The sequence below is a fragment of the Collinsella sp. An7 genome, from assembly GCF_002159335.1.
Lineage (GTDB): Bacteria > Actinomycetota > Coriobacteriia > Coriobacteriales > Coriobacteriaceae > Coprousia.
In genome coordinates, this window is record NZ_NFHP01000002.1 from 27,596 (window position 1) to 50,668 (window position 23,073).

Below are 23,073 nucleotides of genomic sequence, written 5' to 3' on the forward strand. Positions count from 1 at the left end.
TTGCTTGTGCTTAGGTGGTCCCCGCTCTCCCTTCTCGCGTTGCGTTACCGATGTGCCACCACGGTGCGCTCTGCCCGAGCGCGTCGATTGCCATGCACGCACCCGTGACTAGCTCTTGCGGCAAGCCACGTGCCCAAGCCGATTTCTGTCCCGGCGGTCCAAATCTGTCCACCGCGCCAGCAACCGGCACGTATCTATGACTATCCCCATTTTCTGCTAGGTTTAAATCGTAAAAGAAACAAATAATGCCCTACGCCCCCTACAAATCGGTAGGGGGACGCATGTTTTACCACCTGCCACACTCCGTTAGCAGGCCCGCAGACCCGTGGGCGTCCAATTCTTGGAAGACCCGTGGGGTCGGTCGCGCGGCGCCTCCCGGCAAAATGTTAGCAGGGTATAACTAATTCGCACCTAGACATAGCTATGCCTCCGCGCTCAAAATCCGCAGCGCGGCCACGCCTCCCCACGGAGGCGCGAGGCGCGAAAGGAACAACATGCCCCACAGCAAGCTCGCCCCGGTAATCCTAGGGACTGTACTCGCTGCGAGTCTGACGCCCACTCATGCCAGCGCCACTGATGGGCAACCCGCAGATACCGCGGCCCTCGCCACAGCCCAAGCTGGCGGCGAGAGCGTAGAGGCGCTTCAGAACACTGCAGCGGACACCGCGGTGGAGGGCGCCGAAAACGAGACCGAAACCAATACCAGCACTGGCACCGTCGAAGACGCCCCAGCAGACAGCGCGAGCGCAAACGAAGGGAACAAAGCCGAGACCGCTACCGATGCAGGTGCCGCCGAGGACGCCGCGACGGACGCCACGAGCGGAAACGCCGAGGGCGCGGTCGCATCCAAGCACGCCGCCGTCGCAGCCGCCTCGGCCACCGCCACCGAAAACGCCCCCGTGGCCATCGTTCGCGGCGACGCGCGGCAGACCTTCGACGACCTCGCCGGCGCCGTCGCGGCGGCACAGGACGGCGACGTCATCGAGCTCGCGCGCGATCAGGTGCTCGACCGGCAGCTCGTCATCTCGGGCAACCTCGACCTCACCCTGCGCGCCGCGGCCGAGGTGGCCATCACCCGCGGCAGCTCCTTCCCCCTCTCGGGCGGCAAGCCCCTTGGGATGATTCTCCTCAACGATGGCGCCTCGCTCACCTTGGAGGGCACCGGCAACGGCACCCTCACCCTGAGCGGCGAGAACAAGGACTCCAACGAAGCCGTCGTTACGCTGCGCGAATCGTCCACCTTTACCATGCGCAACGGCTCCCGGATCGATGAGGCCCATTGCTCGTGGGCACCGTGGGGCGCCGTGTACGTCAATTCCGGCACCTTCGTGCTCGACGGGGGCGAGATCCGCCGCAGCTTTGCCATGCGCAACGCCGCGGTTGCGGTTGAGCGCGGCAGCGCCTTTGAGATGCGCGGCGGCATTATCGCCGACAGCCGTGCGACCTACTCCCAGTCTATGGTGTGGACCAAGGGCACCGTGCGCATGACGGGCGGCATCATTGCCAACAACAGCTCAAACGTGTCGGAAGGCGCCGTGGTGCAGGTGCTCTCGGGCGGCTCCTTTGTCTTTGAGGGCGGCACCATCGGAGACAACAAGCCCCGCAACACCTTTGGCATGCGCATCGACGGCGGCGGCTCGCTCTCGCTCGGCGCCGATGCGAACATGGAGGGTGTCGACCGCATCGAGCTCGCCCAGGGCGCGCGCCTGAACGTTACCGGCGCGCCAACCGCCCACAGCGTCGACGACCCCCTCGAGGTCGTGCTCGCGGGCACGTGGGACCACGGCACGGTGGTCGCCACGACGGGCTCCCCCCAGATTGCACAGGATATGCTCACCCGCCTCTCCGTGACGCGCGGCGGCGCGCCGGAGCAGGTGGCGTCGGTGGGTATCGACCCCGCCACCCCAAGCAGCATCTCCCTGGCATCGGAGGAGATGGCGCAGACTTTCGCCCTGCTCGACAACCCCTTTACCAGCGGCCTGGGGCTTGAGCTGCAGAGCGAGCTCACCGGGCCCAACGCCCTCGAGCGGCTCCGCGCCAAGGTTGAGGCGCACTTTGGCGGCGTCGGCACGCCCGAGCGCCGCGCGCGCCTGCGGCAGATCGATGACCTCGAGCGGTACGCCCCCTATCTGGAGGCGCACCGCGAGAAGCTCGCCGACTCGGTGATCGAACTCTCCGAGCTGGGCAACCCCGGCGCCGAGGCGCAGCGCACCCAGCAGGGGTACCAGTTTGACAACCTCGACGCCACGGGGCTCTATCTCAAGCCGGGGCAGAGGCACGAGCTCGTGGTCTACGTTGAGGCGCAGGACCCCTCCAAGCTCTCCGTTGCCTGGCGCCAGGTGGGTCTGACCGAAAGCAATAGCTACCTAACGCTCAACCTGGGCCAGCAGAGCGGGCTGGCAAACGGTCCCAACCGCGTGGCCGTGGACCTCAGCAACAACACGTACGGCACGATGCTCTACCTGCGCAACGACTCGACCGACAACCCGGCGCGCGTGCGCATCGAGGCGGCGGACGCGCCCGACGTGGCAGTCGGCACGGTCGACGGAGCGGGGACGGCTGGCAGCGCAGGCGCGGCCGACTCAGCCGAGGGGGCCGGCCAAGCGGCGACAGCGCAGGCAAGCACCAACCCCGCGCTGGGCACGAGCCTGGGCGAGCACCCCTTCTATGAGCACGACCCCGAGCACCCGGAGCGCTTCTGGGACTTTGTCCAGAACATCAAGGCGTACGCCGAGCGCGTAGAGCGCGGCGAGGCGGCCGACATGACGCTGCTGCAGATGGGCGACGGCGGGCACGCGCAGTTTGCCCTCAGGGCGACGGTGCTCGCCAAGGCATACGCGGGCATCGACTCCGCAGAAGCCGCCCGGGCCTATATCACCCGCTCAAACGAGGCCATCCAGAAGCGCTTTGAGCTCTTCTGGACGTTTGACGGCTACGACGCCGCCGAGACCGGGCACAACGCCATCTCGCTGGCGCGCGTATACACCGCGTTTACCAAGACCGTCACCTACCCCTCGACGCTCTACGCCTACATGCGCTACCACCACATGCCGGAGGGGTACGTCGAGTCGTTCCTCTCGGGCGAGAACGTCTACAGCTGGGGCATGTCGCACGAATACGGCCACATGCTCGACAACAGCTTCATCGCCGTCGGCGAGGAGACGAACAACCTCTACTCCCTGGCTGGCTCGCGCCAAGGAGGCATTGAGCAGCGGGAAGCTACGAACAAGGAGTTTATCCCCAAGGAGCACTACCACGGCAACGCCGTGGAGGCCACCAAGCGGCGCGACGAGGAGCTGGCGCGCGTGGCGGCAGAGCCCGGCTACGTGCCCGATTGGACGAACAACGACAATTGGGGAACCTACATCTGGACCCACCTTGTTGCCTGGTGGAACGGCCTGCACTTCTTTGACGGCTGGGACTATAGCGACTACGACTTTGAGAACAGTCCCTACACGCGGCAGACCGCAGACGATGTGAAGCGCTACGGCGCCTATGGGGCCTCGGTGCGCATCCTGCGCAGCGACCCCGATGCGGTGGAGACCATCAGGCGGCTGGCCTCGGGCGCCTCATCGGATAAGGCGGTTAAGTACAACCGCATTGCCGTGGCGTTTACCATGGGCACGGGCTACAACTTTGCCGAGTACCTCTACGAGCTGGGCGAACGCGACCTCACAGACGAGGTGCTGGCGTATTGCGCGAAATACCCCTCGATGCCGCACAAGGTGCAGTACTTCTCGCTCGACACCGACGCTGCGATTATCAACGGCGCGCAGACATACGCTGAGCTTGAGGGTGTAGCCCGCGAGGTGGCGCCAGAGGTCGCCGTGGAGCAGGGTGAGAATGGCCGCGTGCTGGTGACGGCCACCATGAAGACGGAGGCGCTCAAGCATGCCACAACCGCTTACGAGCTGTACCGCAACAGCACGCTGATCGGGTTCTCGCGCGACGGGTCGTTTGACGTGGCAGCGGATGCCGGCGCGGATGGCGGCGAGGCTGGAGCGGGCGCGGCGTCTACGCTGACCGATGACAGTGCGGACGATGCGGCTGACGGCGCGTTTGACCCCGCCGAGTACACCGTGGTTGCCTACGACGTGCGCCTGAACCCCAGCCGTGCCGCCAACGTAGACGGCCCCGTTGCCGACGACACGCCGGAGAACGAGGACGGCAGTCTACCAGGCAGCGATGAGCAGCCGGGCGACGGCGAGAACGGCGGCATCGGCGCACCCGGCGGGGACACCGGGACGGGCGATGGCGGCAGCGGTTCCGAGAACGGCGACTCGGGCGACGGTCCGGACGCTCCCGGCACGCCCGGCGACGGGGACGAGCCCGAGCAGCCCGGAAACGAGAACGAGCCCGAGCAGCCCGGTGGCGGAAACACCGGGGACTCGGAGGAGGACGCCGAAGGGGATGCCGACGGAGACCAGTCCGGCGCGGACAAGCCGGGGGCGGGCGACGATCTTCCCGGCCAGGACAACGGCAACGGTACCGGCGGAGACACGGCCGGCGATGAATCGACCGCGCCCGATGCCGGTGCCCAGCCGGATGGGAACGCCGTCGATCAGACGACGGGTGACGGACAGGCGACCGACGTCGCAGCGCGCACGCTCACGGCAACGGGCGATACGTCGCTCCTCGCCGGCGGCATAGCAGTTTTGGGCTCCGCCGCGGCCTTTATCGGCACCGCCATCGCCCAACGGCTTCGCAAGTCGTAACCACACCCAGCAGCTGGCCTTCTCAGCAACACAGGCAGAGCCAACAGGTCAAGGCCCACCGTTCCCAGGCTGAACGGTGGGCCTTGCTGGTATCTCTCAACAGTTAATCAAGCGCTTTCGCGCGCGCAGGCGCTCGCCAAACGCCGGCGCGCTCACCCGTGGTACGGGCAGGCCTCTCCCATACAAGCCGTGTTCTGGGCAGAGACGGCACAGACGGGCTCCTCGGTGGGGAGCGCCAGCCTCACACCGAGCGCGCGCTCAAACCACGGCATCGCCGCGCGCACGGCAATACGCGCATCGCGCTTGCAGCAGCGCGGCGCGCCGGAGCGGGCGATCTTCTCGAGCAGGTCAGCCACCATAAGCTGTGTCTCGCTCCAGCCCTCGGCTTTGAGCGGAGCGTTGTCCTGTGCGATCGCAAGCGCCATGCCGCACGAGGCTGCGGCCCCGCACACGCCCCAACGCGCGCATGCGCCGCCGGGCACGCACGCGGCACGCTCGGCAAGCTCATCGAGCTCAGCCTCGAGGTCTCCAGCAAACCCCGCGTTGGACCCGGCAACCAGTAGCGCCGCACCCGTTAAGAAATGGTGCACGGGCCCAAAGGCCTGGCACTCCGGCGCCGCCATCAGCTCCTCGAGCACCTCCGCCGGGCACGCCGACTCGCTCTGCCGGCAGAGCTCCCTCGCCCACGCATATTCCGCCACCTTGCCACCCCTCTCTGCATCTCAGCCGCCCCGGATGACTCATTTTGACTCATTGTAGCCCCGTCCCAGAATGAGTCATCCGGTAAGCTATTATAAAGACACTGTCTTTATGGAGGTGACCATGACTGCGACCACGCTCGTCAACTTTCGGCTCGACCAAGAGACCAAGCGCTCCATGGAGGGCATCTGCCGCGACCTCGGCATGAGCATGACCACGGCGTTTACGCTTTTTGCCAAGAAGGTGGATCGCGAACGGCGCATCCCGTTCGACGTCTCACTCGATGGCACCGCCGCGCCCGCCGCAGGGCAGCCGGTGACCATCGCCGCAAACCACGCTGACCCCGCCGTCATTGTCGAGGACGTCGTGCGCATCTTTGGTGAGGGAGCGGCGGAGCGCCGGGCGCTCGACGGTGCCTCGCTCACCGTGCGCCGGGGCGAGTTCGTCGCCATCATGGGCGCCTCGGGCTCCGGCAAGTCAACGCTGCTGCACATTCTCGGCGGTGTCGATGCCGCCACCTCGGGACGCGTAGTTGTGGACGGCATGGACCTCTCGACGCTCGGCTCAGACGCCCTCGCGCTCTACCGCCGGCACACGGTTGGACTCGTCTACCAGTTCCACAACCTCGTGCCGTTCCTCTCCGCACGTGACAACATCGAGCTCCCCGTGCGCTTTGACGGTTCCCGACCAGATTCCGCAACGGTCTCGGAGCTCTTGGAGCTGCTCGACATCGCGGACTGTGAGAAGAGCATGCCCTCGGAACTCTCTGGCGGTCAGCAGCAGCGCGTGGCCATCGCGCGGGCCCTCGTCTCACGCCCAGCCGTCGTTTTGGCCGACGAGCCCACGGGGAGCCTCGACCGCGCGAACGGCGAGAAGGTCGTTGAGCTCCTGGGGAGGGCACGCGAACACTTTGGCACCACCATCGTTCTGGTCACGCACGACGAGGACGTAGCGCACGCGGCAGACCGCATCGTGCGGATTTCTGACGGCCGAGTTATCAACGAAGAGGAGTAGCCATGCTGCGCGCCTACCTTGCGAGCTACATCCGGCACAACCGGACCTCAGCCATCTCGCTCGCTGCGATCTCCTTCATCGCTTCCGCGCTGCTCGGGCTCGTAATCGGTGTCTCTCAGATGGTCGTGACCGACTATCTTGCGCGCATGGACTACCTCGGCCAAACTCCAAACATCACCGGCTCGACCATCGCCTTTGGCGTGGTGACGGCGATAGCCGCGGTCTCGCTCCTGCTCATGCTCAAAAGCGCCTTTGGCGTCTCGATGAGCGCACGCATCCGGCAGCTGGGCATCTTGAAGTCGGTCGGCGCCAACGACGCACAGATCAGGCACCTGTTGCTTGCAGAGGGGTGTACGCTCTCGCTGCCTGCAGCGTGCCTTGGAGTGCTCACGGGCATGGGCCTCTCGCTCGTTCTCGTCGCGATCATCCTCGCCCTAACGGCCGAGAGCCGCGTTTACGAGCCTGTGATTGACCTCTCCCCCGTCACTGTGCTGGTGGGACTGTTCGTCGCCGCCGCGACGATCCTGCTCTCAGCGCTCCTCCCCGCCCGCAGACTCGGAAAGATCAGCGTGCTGAGGGCCATCTCCGAGGGCGACGACGAACCCGCAGCGGGGCGGCGCCCGGGCCCGCTCTTTCGCGTCCTCTCCAAACGGATGGGGATCGAGTCGTCGATCGCATTCCAGTCCCTCCGCACCCGCAGGCACACCATGCGCACCGCCAACGCGTCGATTGCACTCGCCGTACTCGCCTTCGTAACGCTCATGAACGTCGAGACCCTCTCGCACCTCTCGACGCAAGTCACCTACTTCGAGCGCTATGACAGCGTCTGGGACGTGCGCGTGATCGTTGACGACGGGGCAGCCGACGGCGCGGACGAGGCGCTGCTCGGAGAGCTGCAGTCTTTGGACGGGGTCACTTCGGTCACACTGGGCGATGCGTACAAGGCAGACAGCGGCGACCTCTTCTACAACATCCTCGTGGATTCGCCGGCGGCGGAAGGCCGCGTAGCACGGACGCTTGAGGCGCAGCTTGCGGACGACAGGGGCGTCGAGGTGCTCAGCCTTTCCGAAGAGGCCGAGCGCGATGCAAGTGCTCGGGCGGGACTGAGACTCTTCGTAGACGTCTTTGCCGCCGTACTCGCCTGCATCGGCATCTCAGACGTATTCGCGAGCGTACTCGGTCGGATCCCCGAGCGACGCCGCGAGGTGGCACAGCTGCTCGCCGCGGGCATCACGCGCACACAGCTGCAACGGACCTTTACCCGAGAGTCCGTGCTCATCGTGGCAAAACCGCTCGCATGGGCAATGGCGCTGAACATCGTGGTTGCCGTGCTTGCCGTGGAGGCAAGCCCCGTCACCTGGGGGTCCTTCCTTACCAACATGCCCATCGCGCACGTAGCGGTGTTCGTCCTAACCTGCTGGCTGCTCGTGCGACTCGCCTACTGGCTGGGCGAGCGCCAGATTCTGCGAGACGGGGCGACGCTCGCAGTCGACCTGGCGTAGGCACGCAGATGTGAGTCACGTAGGGGGGTTCACCCGCACGCTCAAGCCGCGTCCCGGCGGCAGACATGACTCATTGTAACCCCGTCCCAGAATGAGTCATCTACGGCAGCAGCGCGTGAAGCACCAGCAGCACCGTGAGGAAGACCACGTTCCACACGGTAAAGAGCGCGAGGTAGCGGCCCTTGGCGCGCGGAAGCACGAGCGCGACCTGCTTGTACGAAATCAGGCTCGCCATCGAGGCGATGAGCGTGCCCAGGCCGCCCAGGTTAGTGCCCACAATGAGCGCCTGCCAGTTGCTCGTAAAGCCAGAGAGCAGAATCGCGGCGGGCACGTTGGAGAGCACCTGGCTCGCGCCCACGGCCACGGCGAGCTCGTGCCCGTTTACAAGCCCCGCGATCACGCCGTCCACCACCTCGATGCGCCCCATGTTGCCCACAAAGACAAAGAATGCCACAAAGGTGACGAGCAGCGCATAGTCTACGTGCGCAAGCGCTCCGCGGTCCGCCACGAACCCAACCGCGATCGCAGCCACCACCGTGACCTCAAAGGGCAGCAGGCGGGCGACGGAGAGGAGCGCACAGGCAAACACCACGAGCCAGGGCAGGACGCGCGCCAGCGGCACGCGCGCGGCCGCGCTCGGGGTGCCGTCCGTGCGCTCCGGCGCGTCCCCGTCGCCAAGGCGGGCGTCGGCCACGCGGCCAAACACCCCCACCGCGACCACGAGCAGCACGAGCGCGCCCACCGTATAGGGCAGCATGAGCAGGAGGAAATCTGCAAGCGGCAGGTGCGAGGCAGAGTAGAGGTAGAGGTTCTGCGGGTTACCCACCGGGGTGAACATGCTCCCCAGGTTGGCGGCGATGGTCATCATGACCACGGTAAAACAGGTGAGACGCTCCGAACCGAGGGCGCCGAGGGCCAGGAGCGCGAGCGGCACGAAGGTGACGAGCGCCACGTCGTTGGTGATGAGCATGCTCGAGAAGAAGGCGAGGAGCGTGAGCGCAAGCGCCAGACGGCGCGGACCGCGCGCCACGGCGAGCAGGCCCCGACACGCCGCCGAGAACACCCCGAGACGCGAGAGCCCTGCCATGACCGTCATGAGGCTAAAGAGCATGCCGAGGGTGCGCAGGTCTACGTAGGAGAGGTACCCCGCGTCGGGCGGAACAACGAGGCACGAGAGCACCGCCAGCACCAGCGCCACCGCGAGCACCGGGTCCTGCCGGACCAGATCCCCCACCTGCATGCGATATCTCGCCAACATAGCCATGGCTCTCCCCCGCCGCCGTTGTCTTCCCCTGCGCCCTGCGCGCGCCGCCGGCACGTTCCGCGCCGCGCACTCAAGCGCACCAGTATAGCCGCTCGGGGCGCGGCGCGCGGGCTGCGACAGCGGGTGGCGCCAAGATGGCCGACGCCCGCACGGTACGACGCCCGCCGCACGCCGGGGCCCGGACGGGGCGGCCCGCGGTCGGAGCGACAGAGGGGCCGCATTCTCCACCCGCGCCGGCGCTCCGGGCCCGTCGCCTGCCCAAGCCGCCCCGCGCAGCGCCGCACCGCCCCGTGTCGCCCGCGCTATCATAGGGGCGCCCATTCAGCACCGTTCCGCGCGCGACGGCCGGCTTGCCGCTCCACGCCGCGCCGAACCACACCGCACCCAGGGAGATTCCCATGAAGCTCTTTGCCTTTGCCCTCCGCCCCTTTGACGAGCTCGGCTACCTCGAGGCCCTCAGCCGCGAGCTCGGCTTTACCTTTGCGTGGACCGAGGACTACCCCACGCTCGACAACGCCGAGCTTGCCGCCGGCGCCGACGCGCTCTCCATCATCACCAACCCCATGACACCCGAGCTGCTCGAGCGCTACCACCAGATGGGCATCCGCGCCATCGCCACGCGCTCGATCGGCTACGACCACATCGACCTCGCCGCCGCGCGCCGCCTCGGCATCCGCGTGGCGCACGCCGCCTACCCGCCCGAGGGCGTAGCCGACTACACCATCATGCTCATGCTGATGGGACTCCGCCGCGCCAAGCTCGTCCTCAAGCAGGCCGAGGCACAGGACTTCTCGCTCGAGGGCAAGCTCGGCCGCACGCTCGCGTCATGCACCGTCGGCGTGGTGGGCACGGGCGCCATCGGCGCGTGCGTAATCCGTCAGCTTGCGGGCTTTGGCTGCCGCATCTTGGCGTGCGACCCGTACCCCAAAGACGCACTTCGCGACCAGGTAACCTACGTTAATCTGGAGACGCTCCTCGCCGAGTCCGACGTGGTGACGCTCCACGCGCCCGGCCTGCCCGAGAACCACCACATGATCGGCACCGGCGAGCTTGCACTCATGAAGCCCGGGGCGCTCCTCGTCAACGCGGCGCGCGGCTCGCTTGTAGACACCGAGGCGCTCGTGGCTGCGCTCGAGTCGGGCCGCTTGGGCGGGGCGGCGCTCGACACCATCGAGAACGAGGCCGGCCTCTACTACCTCGACCGCCGGCTCGACGTGCTCCCCCATCGCGACCGCGCCGTGCTCATGGCGCTCCCCAACGTCATCGTCTCGCCGCACATGGCGTTCTACACGGCCGAGGACGTGGAGCACATGGTGCGCTCAAGTGTGGGCGCACTCGACGCGTTCTGCCGCGGCGAGGACTCGCCGTTTGAGGTGCGGTAGCTGAGGGGCGCGGAGGCCGAAGAGGGCCGCCCCTGCAGCGAACGGCTCGCGAGCCACCTCTCCTCTGTCGGATTCCTTCTACTAATAGGCCCTCTCCCTTGTCGGATTCTTTCTAGTAGAAGGAATCCGACAAAAACGAGGGCTAAAGTGACTGATTCGTTCTACTAGAAGGAATCAGTCAGGCAAAGTAGCAGGATTCGGACACGCCGACCGCTGCCGACGCCTGTCGCCCGCTGGCAGCCGACACGCGGCAGGGCCCTGCCGTTAGGCGTCGCGGCCTCCCCTGCGCCCGCGCCGGCGCCTGCCAGGACCAAAGCTCAACCACCCCTTGCGGTGGAAGAACACCACCTCGGCCACGACGATCGCGAGGCACAGCAGCGCCGCCACCGCGTAGCCCCACGACGTGTTGATGAGCACCATGTTGGGAAAGTTCATACCGTACCAGCTCGTGATGAACGTGAGCGGCATGGCGATCGTCGCCACGACGGTGAGCCACTGCATGACGTTGTTCTGCCGTATGTCGATGCTCTCCTGGTAGAGGCTGTTGATCTGGAGGCTGTAGTCCTGCAGCGTCTCGAGGCGCGCGGAGAGACGGTCGAGCTGGCGCGCGAGCGAGCGAAAGGCGCGCTGCCCATCCTTGCCCGTCAGGGGCATGAGGGCATCGTCGCCCAGATCGTCCGCGACATCCGAGAGCCCCTGGTAGAAGGTGTCGTATCCGAGCAGCCGGCGCGAGTCGGCGACCATCTTGGCCCGGTCGACGCGCTCGCGCCCCTCGAGGATGCGCTCCTCGATGAGCTCGAGGTCATCGCGGACGCGCGAGAGGGCCTCGGGATGGTCGCGGAGGAGAAGACGCAGCAGCACGGCAAGGACGGCAGCCGCGCCGGCGACGGGTTGGCGCTCATCTGCCAGGTGGGCGAGCACCGGCTCGCAGACGCCGTCGCTGTCCGCCAGGAGCAGCCGGCCGGGCTCGAGCACAAAGGCAAAGCGCCGCGCATCCGCAGAGCGCCCCTCGCCCGCCGGCAGCACCACCACGCCCGCGGCGCGGCGCTCCCCAAACTCAGCGAACGGGAGCGCCGCGTGGGCCATAGTGCCGAGCACCCCGCACGCGAGCGGATCGGTGAGCTGCTCGGTGGCGCGGCAGACGCTCATGAGGGTGATGTGCGGCGCCGCATCGGCATCCTCAGCCCTGACCGCAGCTGCCTGCCCGGGCTCCTCCGCCACGAGGCGTCCGCCCTCGATCGTCCATCGACGCATAAGACCTCCCCTGCCGTCGCCGCCGGACAGGTGCTGCGGCAAACCGTTAGCCACCCCGACACCTTGACCCCATTATGCCCGTCGCGGCGCAGGGCCGCGGTGGACGGTCCGCGCAGGGCCCGGGCGGCGCTGTACCAAAACGCCCCATCGGCACCGCGCGCTCCGCCCAGGGCAGCGCGTCCGCCCCGCATCGCCCCGGCGCTCACCACGACACGCGGCGCCGGCTCTGCTTGATGTCGCTCCGGCGGTGCTTGGCCTCCAGCCGGCGCTCGCGCGCCTTGCGCGAAGGCTTGGTCTTCTTGCGATGTCGAGGCGGCTGAGCGCGCCGCTCCAGAACGGCACGGAGCTTGCCCAGGGCGAGCTGCCGGTTGCGGTACTGGCTGCGCGTCTCGCGCGCGGTGACCGTGATGCCCGTGGGGAGGTGGCGCAGCCGCACGGCGGAGTCGGTGGTGTTGACGCCCTGCCCGCCCGGACCGGTGGCCCGAAAGACCTCGAGCGTGCAATCGCGCTCGAGCGCGGCATCATCCTGACGCGCAAACGCCGCGTACTCGCGATACCTCAGATTTGCCTGCTCCATGGGCCACCTCCTCTCGCTTGACCTCGTTGCCCACAACCTCGTCGCCCTATACTATCCCGCAAGTCCCGCATGGGGCAACGTGCGCCAAGAACAGGAGGGCATCATGGCAACTATCGAGGTCTGCGCCGCGCGCCCGGAAGATGCCGAGGCGGTGTTGAGCGTTCTACGCATCACCCAAACCGAGACCGACAACCTCGCACGCGATGCCCATGCGCCCCTGCCCAGCGTCGCCGAGGAGCGGACCTTCCTCGCCGAAACCCTTGCTTCGCCCCGCAACACGTTTCTTGCGGCGTTTCTCGATGGCGAGCTTGTTGGAACCGCCAATCTCGTCGGCTCATCCCGGCCGCGGCTCGCGCACCGCGCCGGTATTGGCATCGCTGTCGAGAAGCACGCATGGGGTCACGGCATCGGGACCGCGTTGATGCGCGAGCTCATCTCCTTTGCCCGCAACGCTGGTGTTGAGACCATAGACCTCGAGGTGCGGAGCGACAACGAGCGCGCCATCCATCTCTACCAAAACCTGGGCTTTACCCGCTACGCACGCTACGAGGGATTCTTCGAAATCGACGGCGAGCCCATAGCCTGCGACCTAATGCGCCTCGACCTGGCATAGAAACGATGCGGCCTAGAAACCTCCGCAAAATGCACCGTAGCGCAAACGGGCCCCGGCAGTTGTTTGCCAGGGCCCGCGCTTCGTTACTCGGTGACGTCTGCCTGAGGCTCCGCCTTACCGCCCGGCAAAATGAGGTTGAGCAAGATGCCCGCCAGCGCCGAGGTCGCCATGCCGGGGAGCGTGTAGTCGCCGATGGGGATCGAGATGCCGCTCGTCTCCATGCCCACGCCCACGATGATAACGACCGACGCGATCATGAGGTTGCGGTTGACGTCGAAGTCCACCTTGTTGGACACGAGCATGCGCAGGCCGTTGGAGGCGATGAGGCCAAAGAGCAGCAGGCACACGCCGCCCATCACCGGTCCGGGGATGGACTGGATGAGCGCCGCGAGCTTGGGGCAGAAGCCGCCGATCACGAGCGCGAAGCCGCCCGCGTACCAGAAGATCTGCGTGGAGTAGACGCGCGTGACGCTCATGACGCCGATGTTCTCGGCGTAGGTGGTGGTGGGAGGACCGCCCAGGAAGCCCGAGATCATGGTCGAGATACCGTCGCCGGCGAGCGAGCGCGGCAGCATGGAGCGGTAGTCCTTGCCCACGATCTCGCCCACGGCGAGCAGATGGCCGATGTGCTCGATCACCACGACCACGGCCACAGGCGCGATGAGCGCGATGGCGCCCGCGTCAAAGCGCGGTGCGGAGATGTTGGGCAGGCCGATCCAGGCCGCCTCCGCCACGGGCGCAAAGTCCACGAGCCCGAGCGGCACCGACACGAGGTAGCCCACGATGATGGCGAGCAGTACGGGGATCGTCCCGATGATGCCGCCCATGCTCGAGAACACCACGGCCGCCACGAGCGTGATCGCCGCGACGATGGCGCCGAGCCCGTAGAACACCGAGGAACCGTCCGAAAGGTCCTGCATAAAGGCCATGTCGACCGCCGTGGCGGAGAGCCCCACGCCGATCACGACCATCACCGAGGCCACGAGCACCGGCGGGAGCAGCCGGTCGAGCCAGCCGGTGCCGACAAGCCTGATGATGCCCGCCACCGCGAGGAACACCATGCCCGCCACCACCACGCCCGACATGGCGGCATCGAGCCCCTGCGTGGCCCCGACCGCGATGATGGGGCTGATGAACGCAAACGAGCTCCCGAGGTAGCTCGGAATCTTGTTGCCCGTAACGAGCAGGTAGCAGATGGTGCCGATGCCCGAGCACATGATGGCGACGTTGGGGTCGAGCCCCGTGAGCACCGGCACGAGCACCGTCGAGCCGAACATGCTCATCATGTGCTGGATGCCCAGCGGGATGGCGCGCCCGACCGACACCCGGTCGTCAACGCCGATAACCTCTCGCTCGTGTCTTGCCATGGAGACTCCCCTCTTCCCAGGCTGCCGCACCTGACGCTCGGCAGCGGTTGGGCCCATTGTCGCACAACGCGGGGATGCGGGCGCCGGCGGCGGTGTCCGCCAGCACCCGTCGACGTACAGCAGGATAGAGCAGGACGAGAAGCGGCGCATCGGATGCGGGCGATTCGATACGGGCGGGAGAGCCCTCGCCAGAACGCGTGAGATCATCGTCGGTGGTCAAAATATCGCGTAGGGGTAACTGTAAACCCCCTATTGAGAGGCTTTTGCAGCCACGGACGCCAAAACCCGCAGGATTCGCATCGCTCTTGTCGCGCATCGCGCCCAAATGATGGGTTATTCATTACCCCTACGCGATATTATGGCCAGTCAGCGACCGATCGACCGAGCGATGCGCCGCCGCAACGCCCGCCCTACGCGAGTGCCGCCTCGAGCTCCTCGACCGTCATGAGCGCCGAGCCGTAGCACTTCTCACAGTGCTCGAGCGCGCCCTCCTGCGTGCCGCAGAGAAAGGTCATGGTCGCGTCGGTCACCACCGTCGAGCCGTACCCCAAGAAGTACGCGTCGGCGAGCGTGTGGAGCACGCAGATGTTGGTGTCCGCCCCAACGGCAATGACCTCGCGCACGCCCAGCTCGCGCAGGGTGAGGTCAAGATCGGTCTGGAAGAAGCCCGAGTAGCGCCGCTTGGGGATGATGCGGTCGCCCGGCTCGACGACAATCTGGGGAAAGATGCGGCTCTCCCCCGCGATGCCGTGCTCGCCCCAGAGCTCAAGCTCGCGGTCGAGCCCCCGCACGTGGGCGTCGTTGCAAAAGATCACGGGCACGCCGGCGGCGTGGCACGCGTCAACGGCTCGCGCGACGGCAGCGCGGTAAGCAGCGGTAGCGGCATCGGGGTCGTAGAGCGTGTCGTCACCTGTTGCCTCGATGGCATCGATAACGAGCAGCGCGGTAGCGTTCTTGGCGAAGGTCTTGTTGCAGGGCATGCGAACCTCCACATCGTGCGGGCGGAACGGAACAGCCCCACGGTACCACAGTGCTGCGCCGGCCGGGTTGCCGACCGCGCGAGCGTCGAGCGTCAACTCGAGCGTCAACGCGCTGGCGAGTGGTCAGAACGTCCAGCCCGCGTCAGCTCGCCCACCCTTTACGCCGCGCGCTTCTGGCGACGTTTGAGCACCATGGCCGCCGCGGTGAGCACAGCACCTACAAGCACCCCGGCCACCAGCACATTAAAGGCAAAGCTAAAGCCCGCGAGGAAGAGCTCGGGCTCGCCGGGCACGTACGCCGTGACGGCGCGCCCCGCGAGCGCGCTCATGTGGCCATAGAGCAGCGTGGTGCCGCCCGTCACCCCCGCCGACATGCCCATATAGCGCACGAGCGAGACCATGCTGCCCGCAAACCCGAGCTGCCCGGTGCCGACGGACCCCATAACAAGCGAGTTGTTCGGCGACTGAAAGAGCCCCGTGCCCGCAGCCATAAGCGCCATGAGCCCCACGATCTGCGCAAGCGGCGCCGTTGCGGGCAGGGCGCCCACAAGCACGATGCCCACCGCATAGACCGTGAGCCCCACGAGGCACGGCCACGCGCACCCGATGCGGTCGGAAAGCGCGCCGCCCGCCGGGCCAACCACCGCCATGGCAAGCGGGATGGCCGTAAGCGCAAGACCCGCCACGCTCGACGAGAAGCCGCAGGCATCCTGCAGGTAAAACGGCAGCAGAAGCTCCGTGCCGCCCACAGCGATAAAGCAAAGGAGCATCGTGAGGAGGTTCAGCGAGAAGAGACCGTTGCGGAAGATGCCGAGCTGGATGAGCGGCGAGGAGACGCGCAGCTCCACCGCCACGAACGCCGCAAGGAGCACAGCCCCCACCCCAAGGAGCACGAGCATGGCCGGCGTCACGCCGCTGGCGAGGCTGGTGAGGGCAAAGAAGAGCGTGAGCAGCGCCGGGGCGATGAGCACGGCGCCCGCGAGATCGAAGCGCTCGCGCTCGACGGGACGCGCGTCGCGCGGGAGCGTCTTGAGGCCCACGGCAAACGCCACAATGCCCACCGGCACGTTGATGAGGAAGATCGACTCCCACGGGTAAATGGCAACAAGCATGCCGCCGATGGTGGGGCCGCACATCATGCCGAGCGAGACGAAAGTCGAGACGATCCCGAGCGCGCGGCCTCGCTGCTCCACCGGAAAGGCCTCGGTGACGATGCCCATGTTGTTGGCCGTGGCGCATGCCGCGCCGAGGCTCTGGACCACACGCGCACCGATGAGCGCGGGGAGCGAGGCCGAAAGGCCGCACAGAAGCGAGCCGAGGGTAAAGAGCGCCACCCCCGCCTGGAAGAGCCGGACCTTGCCAAAGAGGTCGCCCAGCCGGCCGAAGACGAGCACGGCGGCGCAGCAAACCAGCAGATAGACGCTCGAGACCCACTGGATATCGGCCGCGCCAACGCCGAGCTCGCGCTGCATAGCGGGCAGGGCAACGTTGACGATGCTACTGTCGAGCGTGGACATAAAGGTCATGAGCACCACGGTGAGAAGCACGATCCACTTGTTGGGACGTGCGGACGGCGTGGTTGCAGACGAGATGGCGCGGGGCATAGTGTTCCTCCCAGACGTTGCCGCGGATATCTCCACGCGCCTGAGAACGCGCCTCTCCGGCATGCTGCCGGACGCTTTTGCGCGCTGGTACGGGTTGGTTTGGGCTGTCGCACCGCCGCAAACGGCACGCCCATGATACGGCACGGCGGCGCAAAACGGGGCCGCCGCGTAGGAGCTTCACATGCGACGAGGAGGGAGAGGGGGTGACGGAGGCAGGTCGGGCGGGGTAAAACCAGCGAGGCAAAACCAAGCCAGGCGGACTGCGGCCGGGAACCCGGTTGCTCGCGCGCCTTCCTCAGCTTCGCACCACCTCGGGTTCGAATCCCCCGATAGGGGCCCAAACAGAAAAGACCCCGCAGGCGCAGGGTCTTCATATCCTATGGTGGGCGATGAGGGATTCCGCGCGCGGCTGCGCCGCCCGCGCCCGCTGCGGGCGCTCCGCGCCCTTGCGGCTCATGGTGGCAAAGACGCTCACGCGCTTTGCGCACCATGAGACTCTCTCGGGTTCGAATCCCCTGATAGGGGCCCAAACAGAAAAGACCCCGCAGGCGCAGGGTCTTCATATCCTATGGTGGGCGATGAGGGATTCGAACCCCCAGCCTTGTGCGTGTAAAGCACCTGCGCTAACCGTTGCGCCAATCGCCCGCAGGGGAAGTATAGCGTAAACGCGGCGTATCAGGGAACGTCTGCATCGCAAATCCTAACCCGACCCCACTGCCATGCGTGCTACGCCAGCCGCGACAGGTCCGGCGTCCAGCCCACGGCCGGCTGCTCGTCCGCCAGCACCTCGCCTATCGTAGAGGCGGCACCGGCGAGCAGGCTGTTCTCGCTCACCGTGAGGCTGTCGTACCCGCCGGCACGCATGAGCTCGCGAATCACCACGGCGCCCGCGAGCATCACCGGCGCGCGCTTAGGCTGAATCCCCGGCAGCTCCGCAATAGCGGCGGCCGGCAGCTTGCGCATCCGGTCGATGGCGCGCTCTACCTCGAGCGCGCTCAGGGAGCGCAAGTGCACAAACGACGAATCATACGGCACGAGCTCGTGCGTGAGCGCAACGAGCGTGGTCACGGTCCCGCCCACGGCAACCAACCGCTCGGGCCGGTCCGGCAGGTCGCACCAGTACGCCTCAAACTGCTCGGCCGCCCACCGCCCCGCGCGCAGAATGTCGGCCCCGCACGGCGGATCGCCCGCCAAAAAGCGGTCCGTTACGCGGCGGCAGCCGATGTCGAGCGACTGCACCCGCTCGAGCTCCAGCACGCCCGACTCGGGCAGGTAGCTCCCCACCGCGATCTCCGTCGAGCCGCCGCCCGAATCCGCCACGGCGATGCGCTCGCCGGGAAAATCGTGCGCAACTCCGTAGAACGTGAGCCGGGCCTCCACCTCACCGGGAATAACCTGTGGGATGAGCCCCAGCTCGCGGAGAGGACCGAGCAGCTCCTCGGCATTGGCGGCATCGCGCGCGGCACTCGTGAGCGTGGTCGAGACCGCCTCGGCGCCAAAGGCGCGCGCCTCGCCTACAAACACGCGGCAGGCCTCCACCACACGGGCGACGGCATCGGCGGCAAAGCGACCTGTGGCGTCGACCCCCTGCCCCAAGTCGGTAATCTCGGTGTGCTTGCGCGCGGCGAGCACCCGCCCGCCCGCAACCTCGGCAAGCGAGAGCCGCGACGAGACCGTACCGATATCGATCGCAGCGACCCGATGGCGCGGCTGGTCCGCATCGTTCATAGCCGTATTCCTTTCTTTTGTGCACGTGCGCAAGCGCCGCGCGGGGCAACACCCTACGACGACGTGCCCGTGGAGGCGACCTTCTGTCCGTTCACCCCGGTATAGCAGAAGAACGTATCGAGCATATGGACGTACCAGGGGGCATCGGCGGCCACGGCCTCCTCGGCGGCAAGGGCCTCCGCGCTCGTGGTGGGCTCGGCGTTCTCTTCAGCCTCGTCGTTTGCCACGCTGGCAGACGCGGCATCCGCAGACTCGCCCGCATCCGCACCGTCCTCGTTCGCCGTCTGGGCGTCTCCCTCGGCGGCGTCGGCCTGCGCAGCATCAGCCCCGTCCGTAGTTGCGGCCGCATCGGAACCATCCGCCGCATCACCCGCAGATGCGTCTTCCGCATCGTCGAGCCCCACGACGTTGATCGCCGTCTCGCCGGGCTTTACGAGGCCGAGGTTCTGCCGAGCAGTGTCCTCGATACCCTCGGTGGAAAGCAGCTTGTCTACATCACTTTGAACCTTGTTGTTGTACGCCTCGCGGATGGCGAGCTGCGCGCGCAGGATCTCACCGGTGCGGTGCGCGGTGTAGAGGTCGCGCACCGGGAAGTAGAGGCTGATGCCTACCACCGCGATCACCGCAAGATAGAAGGCTAAGCGGAACGGACCCGCCGTGATGGTGTAGAGCGCGCGAACCACGCGGTTGTCGCTCGCGTAGCGCATGAGCGGCCCGCGACGGGTGGAGGCGCGGCCGGAGCCCGAGCGGCTGGCTCGGCCAGATCGGTATGCGGCATCTGCGTTTACCACACCGCGGCGCTGCCCTCGGGACGAGCCCTGGGAGGCACGGCTCCCCCGCTCTGCCGGCGCGGCAGACGACGCGCTCCGCCGGCGCGGCGCCGACGAGGCTCCGGCGCGCGGGGCGCGGGCGTTTGCGATGCGCGCGGCCTGCGAAAGGTCGCCCGTTGCCTGGAGGTCAGACGGAACGGTGCGACGAGTCGAGCCCGAGCGGGATGCGTTGTTGCCAAAGATGTTCATAGGCGCCTTGTGCGGTTGAGGTGTATGTGCGCACACCCATTATGCCACGCGTGCCGGCGCCGAGGGACACGCGATTTTCTTCTTACAATCAATCGGCACGCGCTGGGGAGTCCGTTGCGTCCGGGCCTATCAAAGAGCGCCGAACAAAGCGAGCGTCGCGCCCAGCCTTGATACGCGATGGTCCACGATGGACCGCATAATCGGCCTATCGTGGACCATCACGCATCGGTAACATAGGGGTCGAACTTTCCGCGCGCAGTGCAGCGCTTGGATCAGCGTCTCCCTAGCGCAGGTTGTAGAACGCGCTCCGCCCCGCGTACTCAGCCGACTGGAACAGCCCGTCCTCGATACGGATGAGCTGGTTGTACTTGGCGATGCGGTCCGAGCGGCACGGGGCGCCGGTCTTGATCTGGCCGGCGTTGGTGGCCACGGCGATGTCCGCGATCGTGGTGTCCTCCGTCTCGCCCGAACGGTGGGAGACGATGCACGCGTAGCCGGCGCGCTTGGCCATCTCGATGGCCTCGAGCGACTCGGTGAGCGTACCGATCTGGTTCACCTTGACGAGGATGGCATTCGCCGCGCCGAGCTCGATGCCCTTCTTCAGGCGCTCGGTGTTGGTGACAAAGAGGTCGTCGCCCACGAGCTGGACCTTCTTGCCCAGGCGCTCGGTAAGCTTGACCCAGCCGTCCCAATCCTCCTCGGCCAGACCGTCCTCGATGGAGATGATGGGGTACTTCTCCACGAGCGCCGCCCAGTAGTCGATCATCTCGTCGGTGGTGAGGGTGCGGCCCTCGCCCTTGAGCTCATAGGTGCCGGTCTCGGCGTTGTAGAGCTCGGTCGTTGCCGGGTCCATGGCGATCATGAAGTCCTCGCCGGGCGTAAAGCCGGCGGCCTCGACGGCCTTGACGATGTAGCTCAACGGCTCCTCGTTGGTGGCGAGGTCGGGCGCAAAGCCGCCCTCGTCGCCCACGCCCGTGGCGTGACCGGAGTCCTTCAGCACGGACTTGAGCGTGTGGTAGACCTCGGCGCACCAGCGCAGGCCCTCGGTAAAGGTGGGGGCGCCCACTGGCATGATCATGAACTCCTGGAAGTCGACGTTGTTGTCGGCATGCACGCCACCGTTGAGGATGTTCATCATGGGCGTGGGCAGGGTGTGCGCGTTCACGCCGCCGAGGTAGCTAAAGAGCTCGAGTCCCGCGGACTGCGCAGCGGCACGGGCCACCGCGAGCGACACGCCGAGGATTGCGTTGGCGCCGAGGTTGCCCTTGTTGGGGGTGCCGTCCGCCGCGATGAGCGCGGCGTCGACGGCGCGCTGGTCGAAGGCGTCCATGCCGATGACGGCCTCGGCGCACTCCTTGTTCACATGGTCGACGGCCTTGGTAACGCCCTTGCCGAGATAGCGGCCCTTGTCACCGTCGCGCAGCTCGACAGCCTCAAACGCGCCGGTGGAGGCACCGGAGGGCACCATCGCGCGGCCGAACGAACCGTCATCGAGCACGACCTCCACCTCGACGGTGGGGTTACCGCGCGAATCGAGGACCTCGCGCCCGTAGACATCCAGAATCTCACTCATGGGGTCATCCCTTCTCGTCATGTCAGACCGCTAAGGTTAGCCTGACTAAACTTTTATCAGTATGCCCGAATTTCCCCACCCGATGCGGGAGATTCCGGATTTTTGCACGAGGCGGACCCGGGGATGCCTACGGGATGCCTACGCCGCGCCCGCGCCCTCAGAGCGCTCGGCCTCCTTCACAGCGTCCCACATGGCGTTCAGCTGCTCGGTAGTGAGGTTCTCGACGGGGATGCCCGCGGCAAACGCGGCCTCCTCGATGGCGGCCCACCGCCGACGGAACTTGGCCGTCGAGGCCCGGAGCGCGCGCTCGGCATCGATGCCCTCTTTGCGCGCCACGTTTACCAAGGCAAACAGCATGTCGCCGAACTCCAGCTCGCGCGCGGCGCTGCCCGGCTCCTCAGCCTCGAACTCGGCGCGCTCGGAAGCGACCTCGTCCCATACGGCATCGACGGAATCCCATTCGAACCCCACTTTCGCCGCGCGCTTGGAGATCTTCTGCGCCTGCATAAGCGCCGGAAAGGCCTTGGGTACGCTGTCGAGTAGTCCCGCCGGCCGAGTGCCGCCGTCGCCCGCGCGCTCGTCGCGCTTTACCCTGTCCCAGATGTCGAGCACCTCGTCGGCATCGTCCGCGGCGGCGTGCGCGCCAAAGACGTGCGGGTGGCGGCGGATGAGCTTCTCGTTGAGCTCGCCCACCACATCCGCGATGGTAAAGGCGCCGGCGTCCGCCGCGATCTGCGCGTGGAGCATGACCTGCATGAGCACGTCGCCGAGCTCCTCGCGCAGATGCGCGGCGTCACCCGCCTCGATGCAGTCGACGGCCTCGTAGGCCTCCTCGATCATGTTCTGCGCGATGCTCTGATGCGTCTGCTCCCGGTCCCACGGGCATCCGTCCGGTTGACGCAGGCGCCAGATGGTCTCGGTCAGCGCGTCGAATGCGTCGCGGGCGTCGGCGCGAGTCGAGAGATCGCGCTGCGGTGCGCGAACTGTACCGCCAAAGGGATCGAGCATCGCCTACGCCTCCTCAAGCACCGCGTGACGGAACGCCTCCGCCACCGGACGTCCGCTCTCGTAGATGCCGTAGCTGTTGCTTCCGTCCTTAGGGATCGAGACGCTGCCGGGATTAAACGCCCAGACGGTGGGCTGATCGGGCACGGGCTCGCTCACCTTCACGTGCGTGTGGCCGTACAGAATGGCGCTGCCCGCCGGAAGCGCGGGCAGGTTCTCGACGCTGTTGTGGAACCCCGCGCCGTACACGTGCCCGTGCGTGAGGAAGAGCGTGCGGCCCTCCTCGTCCACCAGCTCGGCGTAATCGGCCATGCAGGGAAAGTCGAGCACCATCTGGTCGACCTCGGCGTCGCAGTTGCCGCGCACAGCGATAAGCGCGCCCTCCTCCGCCATGCGGTTGAGGATGGGGATGACCCGCTTGGGGGCATAGTCGCGCGGAAGATCGTTGCGCGGGCCGTGGTAGAGCAGGTCGCCCAACAGCACGATACGGTCCGGCTGCTCGCGCTCGACCGCCCGGACGAGGTGCTCCGCCCAATAGGCGGAACCGTGGATATCGGAAGCGATGAGAACCTTCATGGGAAGCCTTCCTCTAGCGATGCGCTCACCACCGCAGCTGGCGCTATGCCGCTGCGGATGCGGTGCCAAACGCCGCTATTGTACCCGCAACGGCCCCGCACGGGCGCAGGTGCCGGAGCCTCAGGCGCACTGCCGGCGAAAGGAGGTTCCCCACCATAGCGCAATCGAACTTGCGCCGAAAAAGGCCCGGTCATGCGACCG

Annotated in this window: 17 protein-coding genes and 1 tRNA gene; 5 read left to right on the top strand and 13 right to left on the bottom strand. The window is 66.9% G+C overall.

The window, feature by feature from the left end:
* The first annotated feature begins 494 nt into the window (after positions 1–494).
* On the top strand, positions 495–4,715 hold the full coding sequence (locus B5G20_RS02295) for a M60 family metallopeptidase (RefSeq protein WP_087354677.1): 4,221 nt from the start codon (positions 495–497) through the stop codon (positions 4,713–4,715).
* A 152-nt stretch (positions 4,716–4,867) separates the two neighbouring features.
* Here the strand turns inward: B5G20_RS02295 and B5G20_RS02300 are convergent, their stop codons facing one another.
* Positions 4,868–5,416 carry a DUF5714 domain-containing protein gene (locus tag B5G20_RS02300; protein ID WP_087354679.1) on the bottom strand — a complete coding sequence of 183 codons (549 nt, stop codon included), beginning with the start codon at positions 5,414–5,416 and terminating at the stop codon, positions 4,868–4,870.
* A 121-nt stretch (positions 5,417–5,537) separates the two neighbouring features.
* Here B5G20_RS02300 and B5G20_RS02305 point away from each other — a divergent pair, with 121 nt between their 5' ends.
* Both B5G20_RS02305 and B5G20_RS02310 read left to right on the top strand, forming a co-directional pair.
* Positions 5,538–6,428 carry a type II toxin-antitoxin system RelB/DinJ family antitoxin gene (locus tag B5G20_RS02305; protein WP_239286833.1) on the top strand — a complete coding sequence of 297 codons (891 nt, stop codon included), beginning with the start codon at positions 5,538–5,540 and terminating at the stop codon, positions 6,426–6,428.
* A 2-nt stretch (positions 6,429–6,430) separates the two neighbouring features.
* Positions 6,431–7,930: an ABC transporter permease gene (locus B5G20_RS02310; RefSeq protein ID WP_087354683.1), complete on the top strand. Its 1,500-nt coding sequence runs from the start codon at positions 6,431–6,433 to the stop codon at positions 7,928–7,930.
* A 100-nt stretch (positions 7,931–8,030) separates the two neighbouring features.
* Here the strand turns inward: B5G20_RS02310 and B5G20_RS02315 are convergent, their stop codons facing one another.
* Complete coding sequence (locus B5G20_RS02315) at positions 8,031–9,194, bottom strand: SLC13 family permease (RefSeq protein WP_204207626.1); 1,164 nt, start codon at positions 9,192–9,194, stop codon at positions 8,031–8,033.
* A gap of 398 nt (positions 9,195–9,592) precedes the next feature.
* Here B5G20_RS02315 and B5G20_RS02320 point away from each other — a divergent pair, with 398 nt between their 5' ends.
* The gene (locus B5G20_RS02320) at positions 9,593–10,576 is read left to right on the top strand and encodes a D-isomer specific 2-hydroxyacid dehydrogenase family protein (protein WP_087354687.1); all 984 of its coding nucleotides are present in this window, start codon (positions 9,593–9,595) and stop codon (positions 10,574–10,576) included.
* Between the two features lie 264 nt (positions 10,577–10,840).
* Here the strand turns inward: B5G20_RS02320 and B5G20_RS02325 are convergent, their stop codons facing one another.
* Both B5G20_RS02325 and B5G20_RS02330 read right to left on the bottom strand, forming a co-directional pair.
* Positions 10,841–11,830 (bottom strand): CorA family divalent cation transporter, encoded by a 990-nt coding sequence (locus tag B5G20_RS02325; protein WP_087354689.1) that lies wholly within the window; start codon positions 11,828–11,830, stop codon positions 10,841–10,843.
* A 202-nt stretch (positions 11,831–12,032) separates the two neighbouring features.
* Complete coding sequence (locus B5G20_RS02330; protein ID WP_204207627.1) at positions 12,033–12,407, bottom strand: peptide chain release factor-like protein; 375 nt, start codon at positions 12,405–12,407, stop codon at positions 12,033–12,035.
* 103 nt (positions 12,408–12,510) lie between these two features.
* Here B5G20_RS02330 and B5G20_RS02335 point away from each other — a divergent pair, with 103 nt between their 5' ends.
* Positions 12,511–13,020: a GNAT family N-acetyltransferase gene (locus B5G20_RS02335; RefSeq protein WP_158094370.1), complete on the top strand. Its 510-nt coding sequence runs from the start codon at positions 12,511–12,513 to the stop codon at positions 13,018–13,020.
* Between the two features lie 83 nt (positions 13,021–13,103).
* Here the strand turns inward: B5G20_RS02335 and B5G20_RS02340 are convergent, their stop codons facing one another.
* The 9 genes from B5G20_RS02340 to yfcE form a co-directional block, all read right to left on the bottom strand.
* Positions 13,104–14,387, bottom strand: a complete 1,284-nt coding sequence (locus B5G20_RS02340; protein WP_087354693.1) for a solute carrier family 23 protein — start codon at positions 14,385–14,387, stop codon at positions 13,104–13,106.
* A 410-nt stretch (positions 14,388–14,797) separates the two neighbouring features.
* Complete coding sequence (locus B5G20_RS02345) at positions 14,798–15,367, bottom strand: isochorismatase family cysteine hydrolase (RefSeq protein WP_087354695.1); 570 nt, start codon at positions 15,365–15,367, stop codon at positions 14,798–14,800.
* Between the two features lie 158 nt (positions 15,368–15,525).
* Positions 15,526–16,971 (bottom strand): DHA2 family efflux MFS transporter permease subunit, encoded by a 1,446-nt coding sequence (locus tag B5G20_RS02350; protein ID WP_204207628.1) that lies wholly within the window; start codon positions 16,969–16,971, stop codon positions 15,526–15,528.
* A 569-nt stretch (positions 16,972–17,540) separates the two neighbouring features.
* Positions 17,541–17,616: transfer RNA gene (locus B5G20_RS02355), tRNA-Val, on the bottom strand.
* A gap of 81 nt (positions 17,617–17,697) precedes the next feature.
* Entirely contained in the window at positions 17,698–18,699 is a 1,002-nt protein-coding gene (locus tag B5G20_RS02360) for a hypothetical protein (RefSeq protein ID WP_087354699.1), read from the bottom strand.
* 53 nt (positions 18,700–18,752) lie between these two features.
* Positions 18,753–19,718 carry a septum formation initiator family protein gene (locus B5G20_RS02365; protein WP_239286834.1) on the bottom strand — a complete coding sequence of 322 codons (966 nt, stop codon included), beginning with the start codon at positions 19,716–19,718 and terminating at the stop codon, positions 18,753–18,755.
* 283 nt (positions 19,719–20,001) lie between these two features.
* Positions 20,002–21,291, bottom strand: coding sequence for a phosphopyruvate hydratase (eno, locus tag B5G20_RS02370; protein WP_087354701.1), 1,290 nt, complete (start codon positions 21,289–21,291; stop codon positions 20,002–20,004).
* Positions 21,292–21,429: 138 nt separating this feature from the next.
* Positions 21,430–22,299, bottom strand: a complete 870-nt coding sequence (gene mazG / locus B5G20_RS02375; RefSeq protein ID WP_087354703.1) for a nucleoside triphosphate pyrophosphohydrolase — start codon at positions 22,297–22,299, stop codon at positions 21,430–21,432.
* 3 nt (positions 22,300–22,302) lie between these two features.
* The gene (yfcE, locus tag B5G20_RS02380) at positions 22,303–22,872 is read right to left on the bottom strand and encodes a phosphodiesterase (RefSeq protein ID WP_087354705.1); all 570 of its coding nucleotides are present in this window, start codon (positions 22,870–22,872) and stop codon (positions 22,303–22,305) included.
* Positions 22,873–23,073 lie beyond the last annotated feature (201 nt).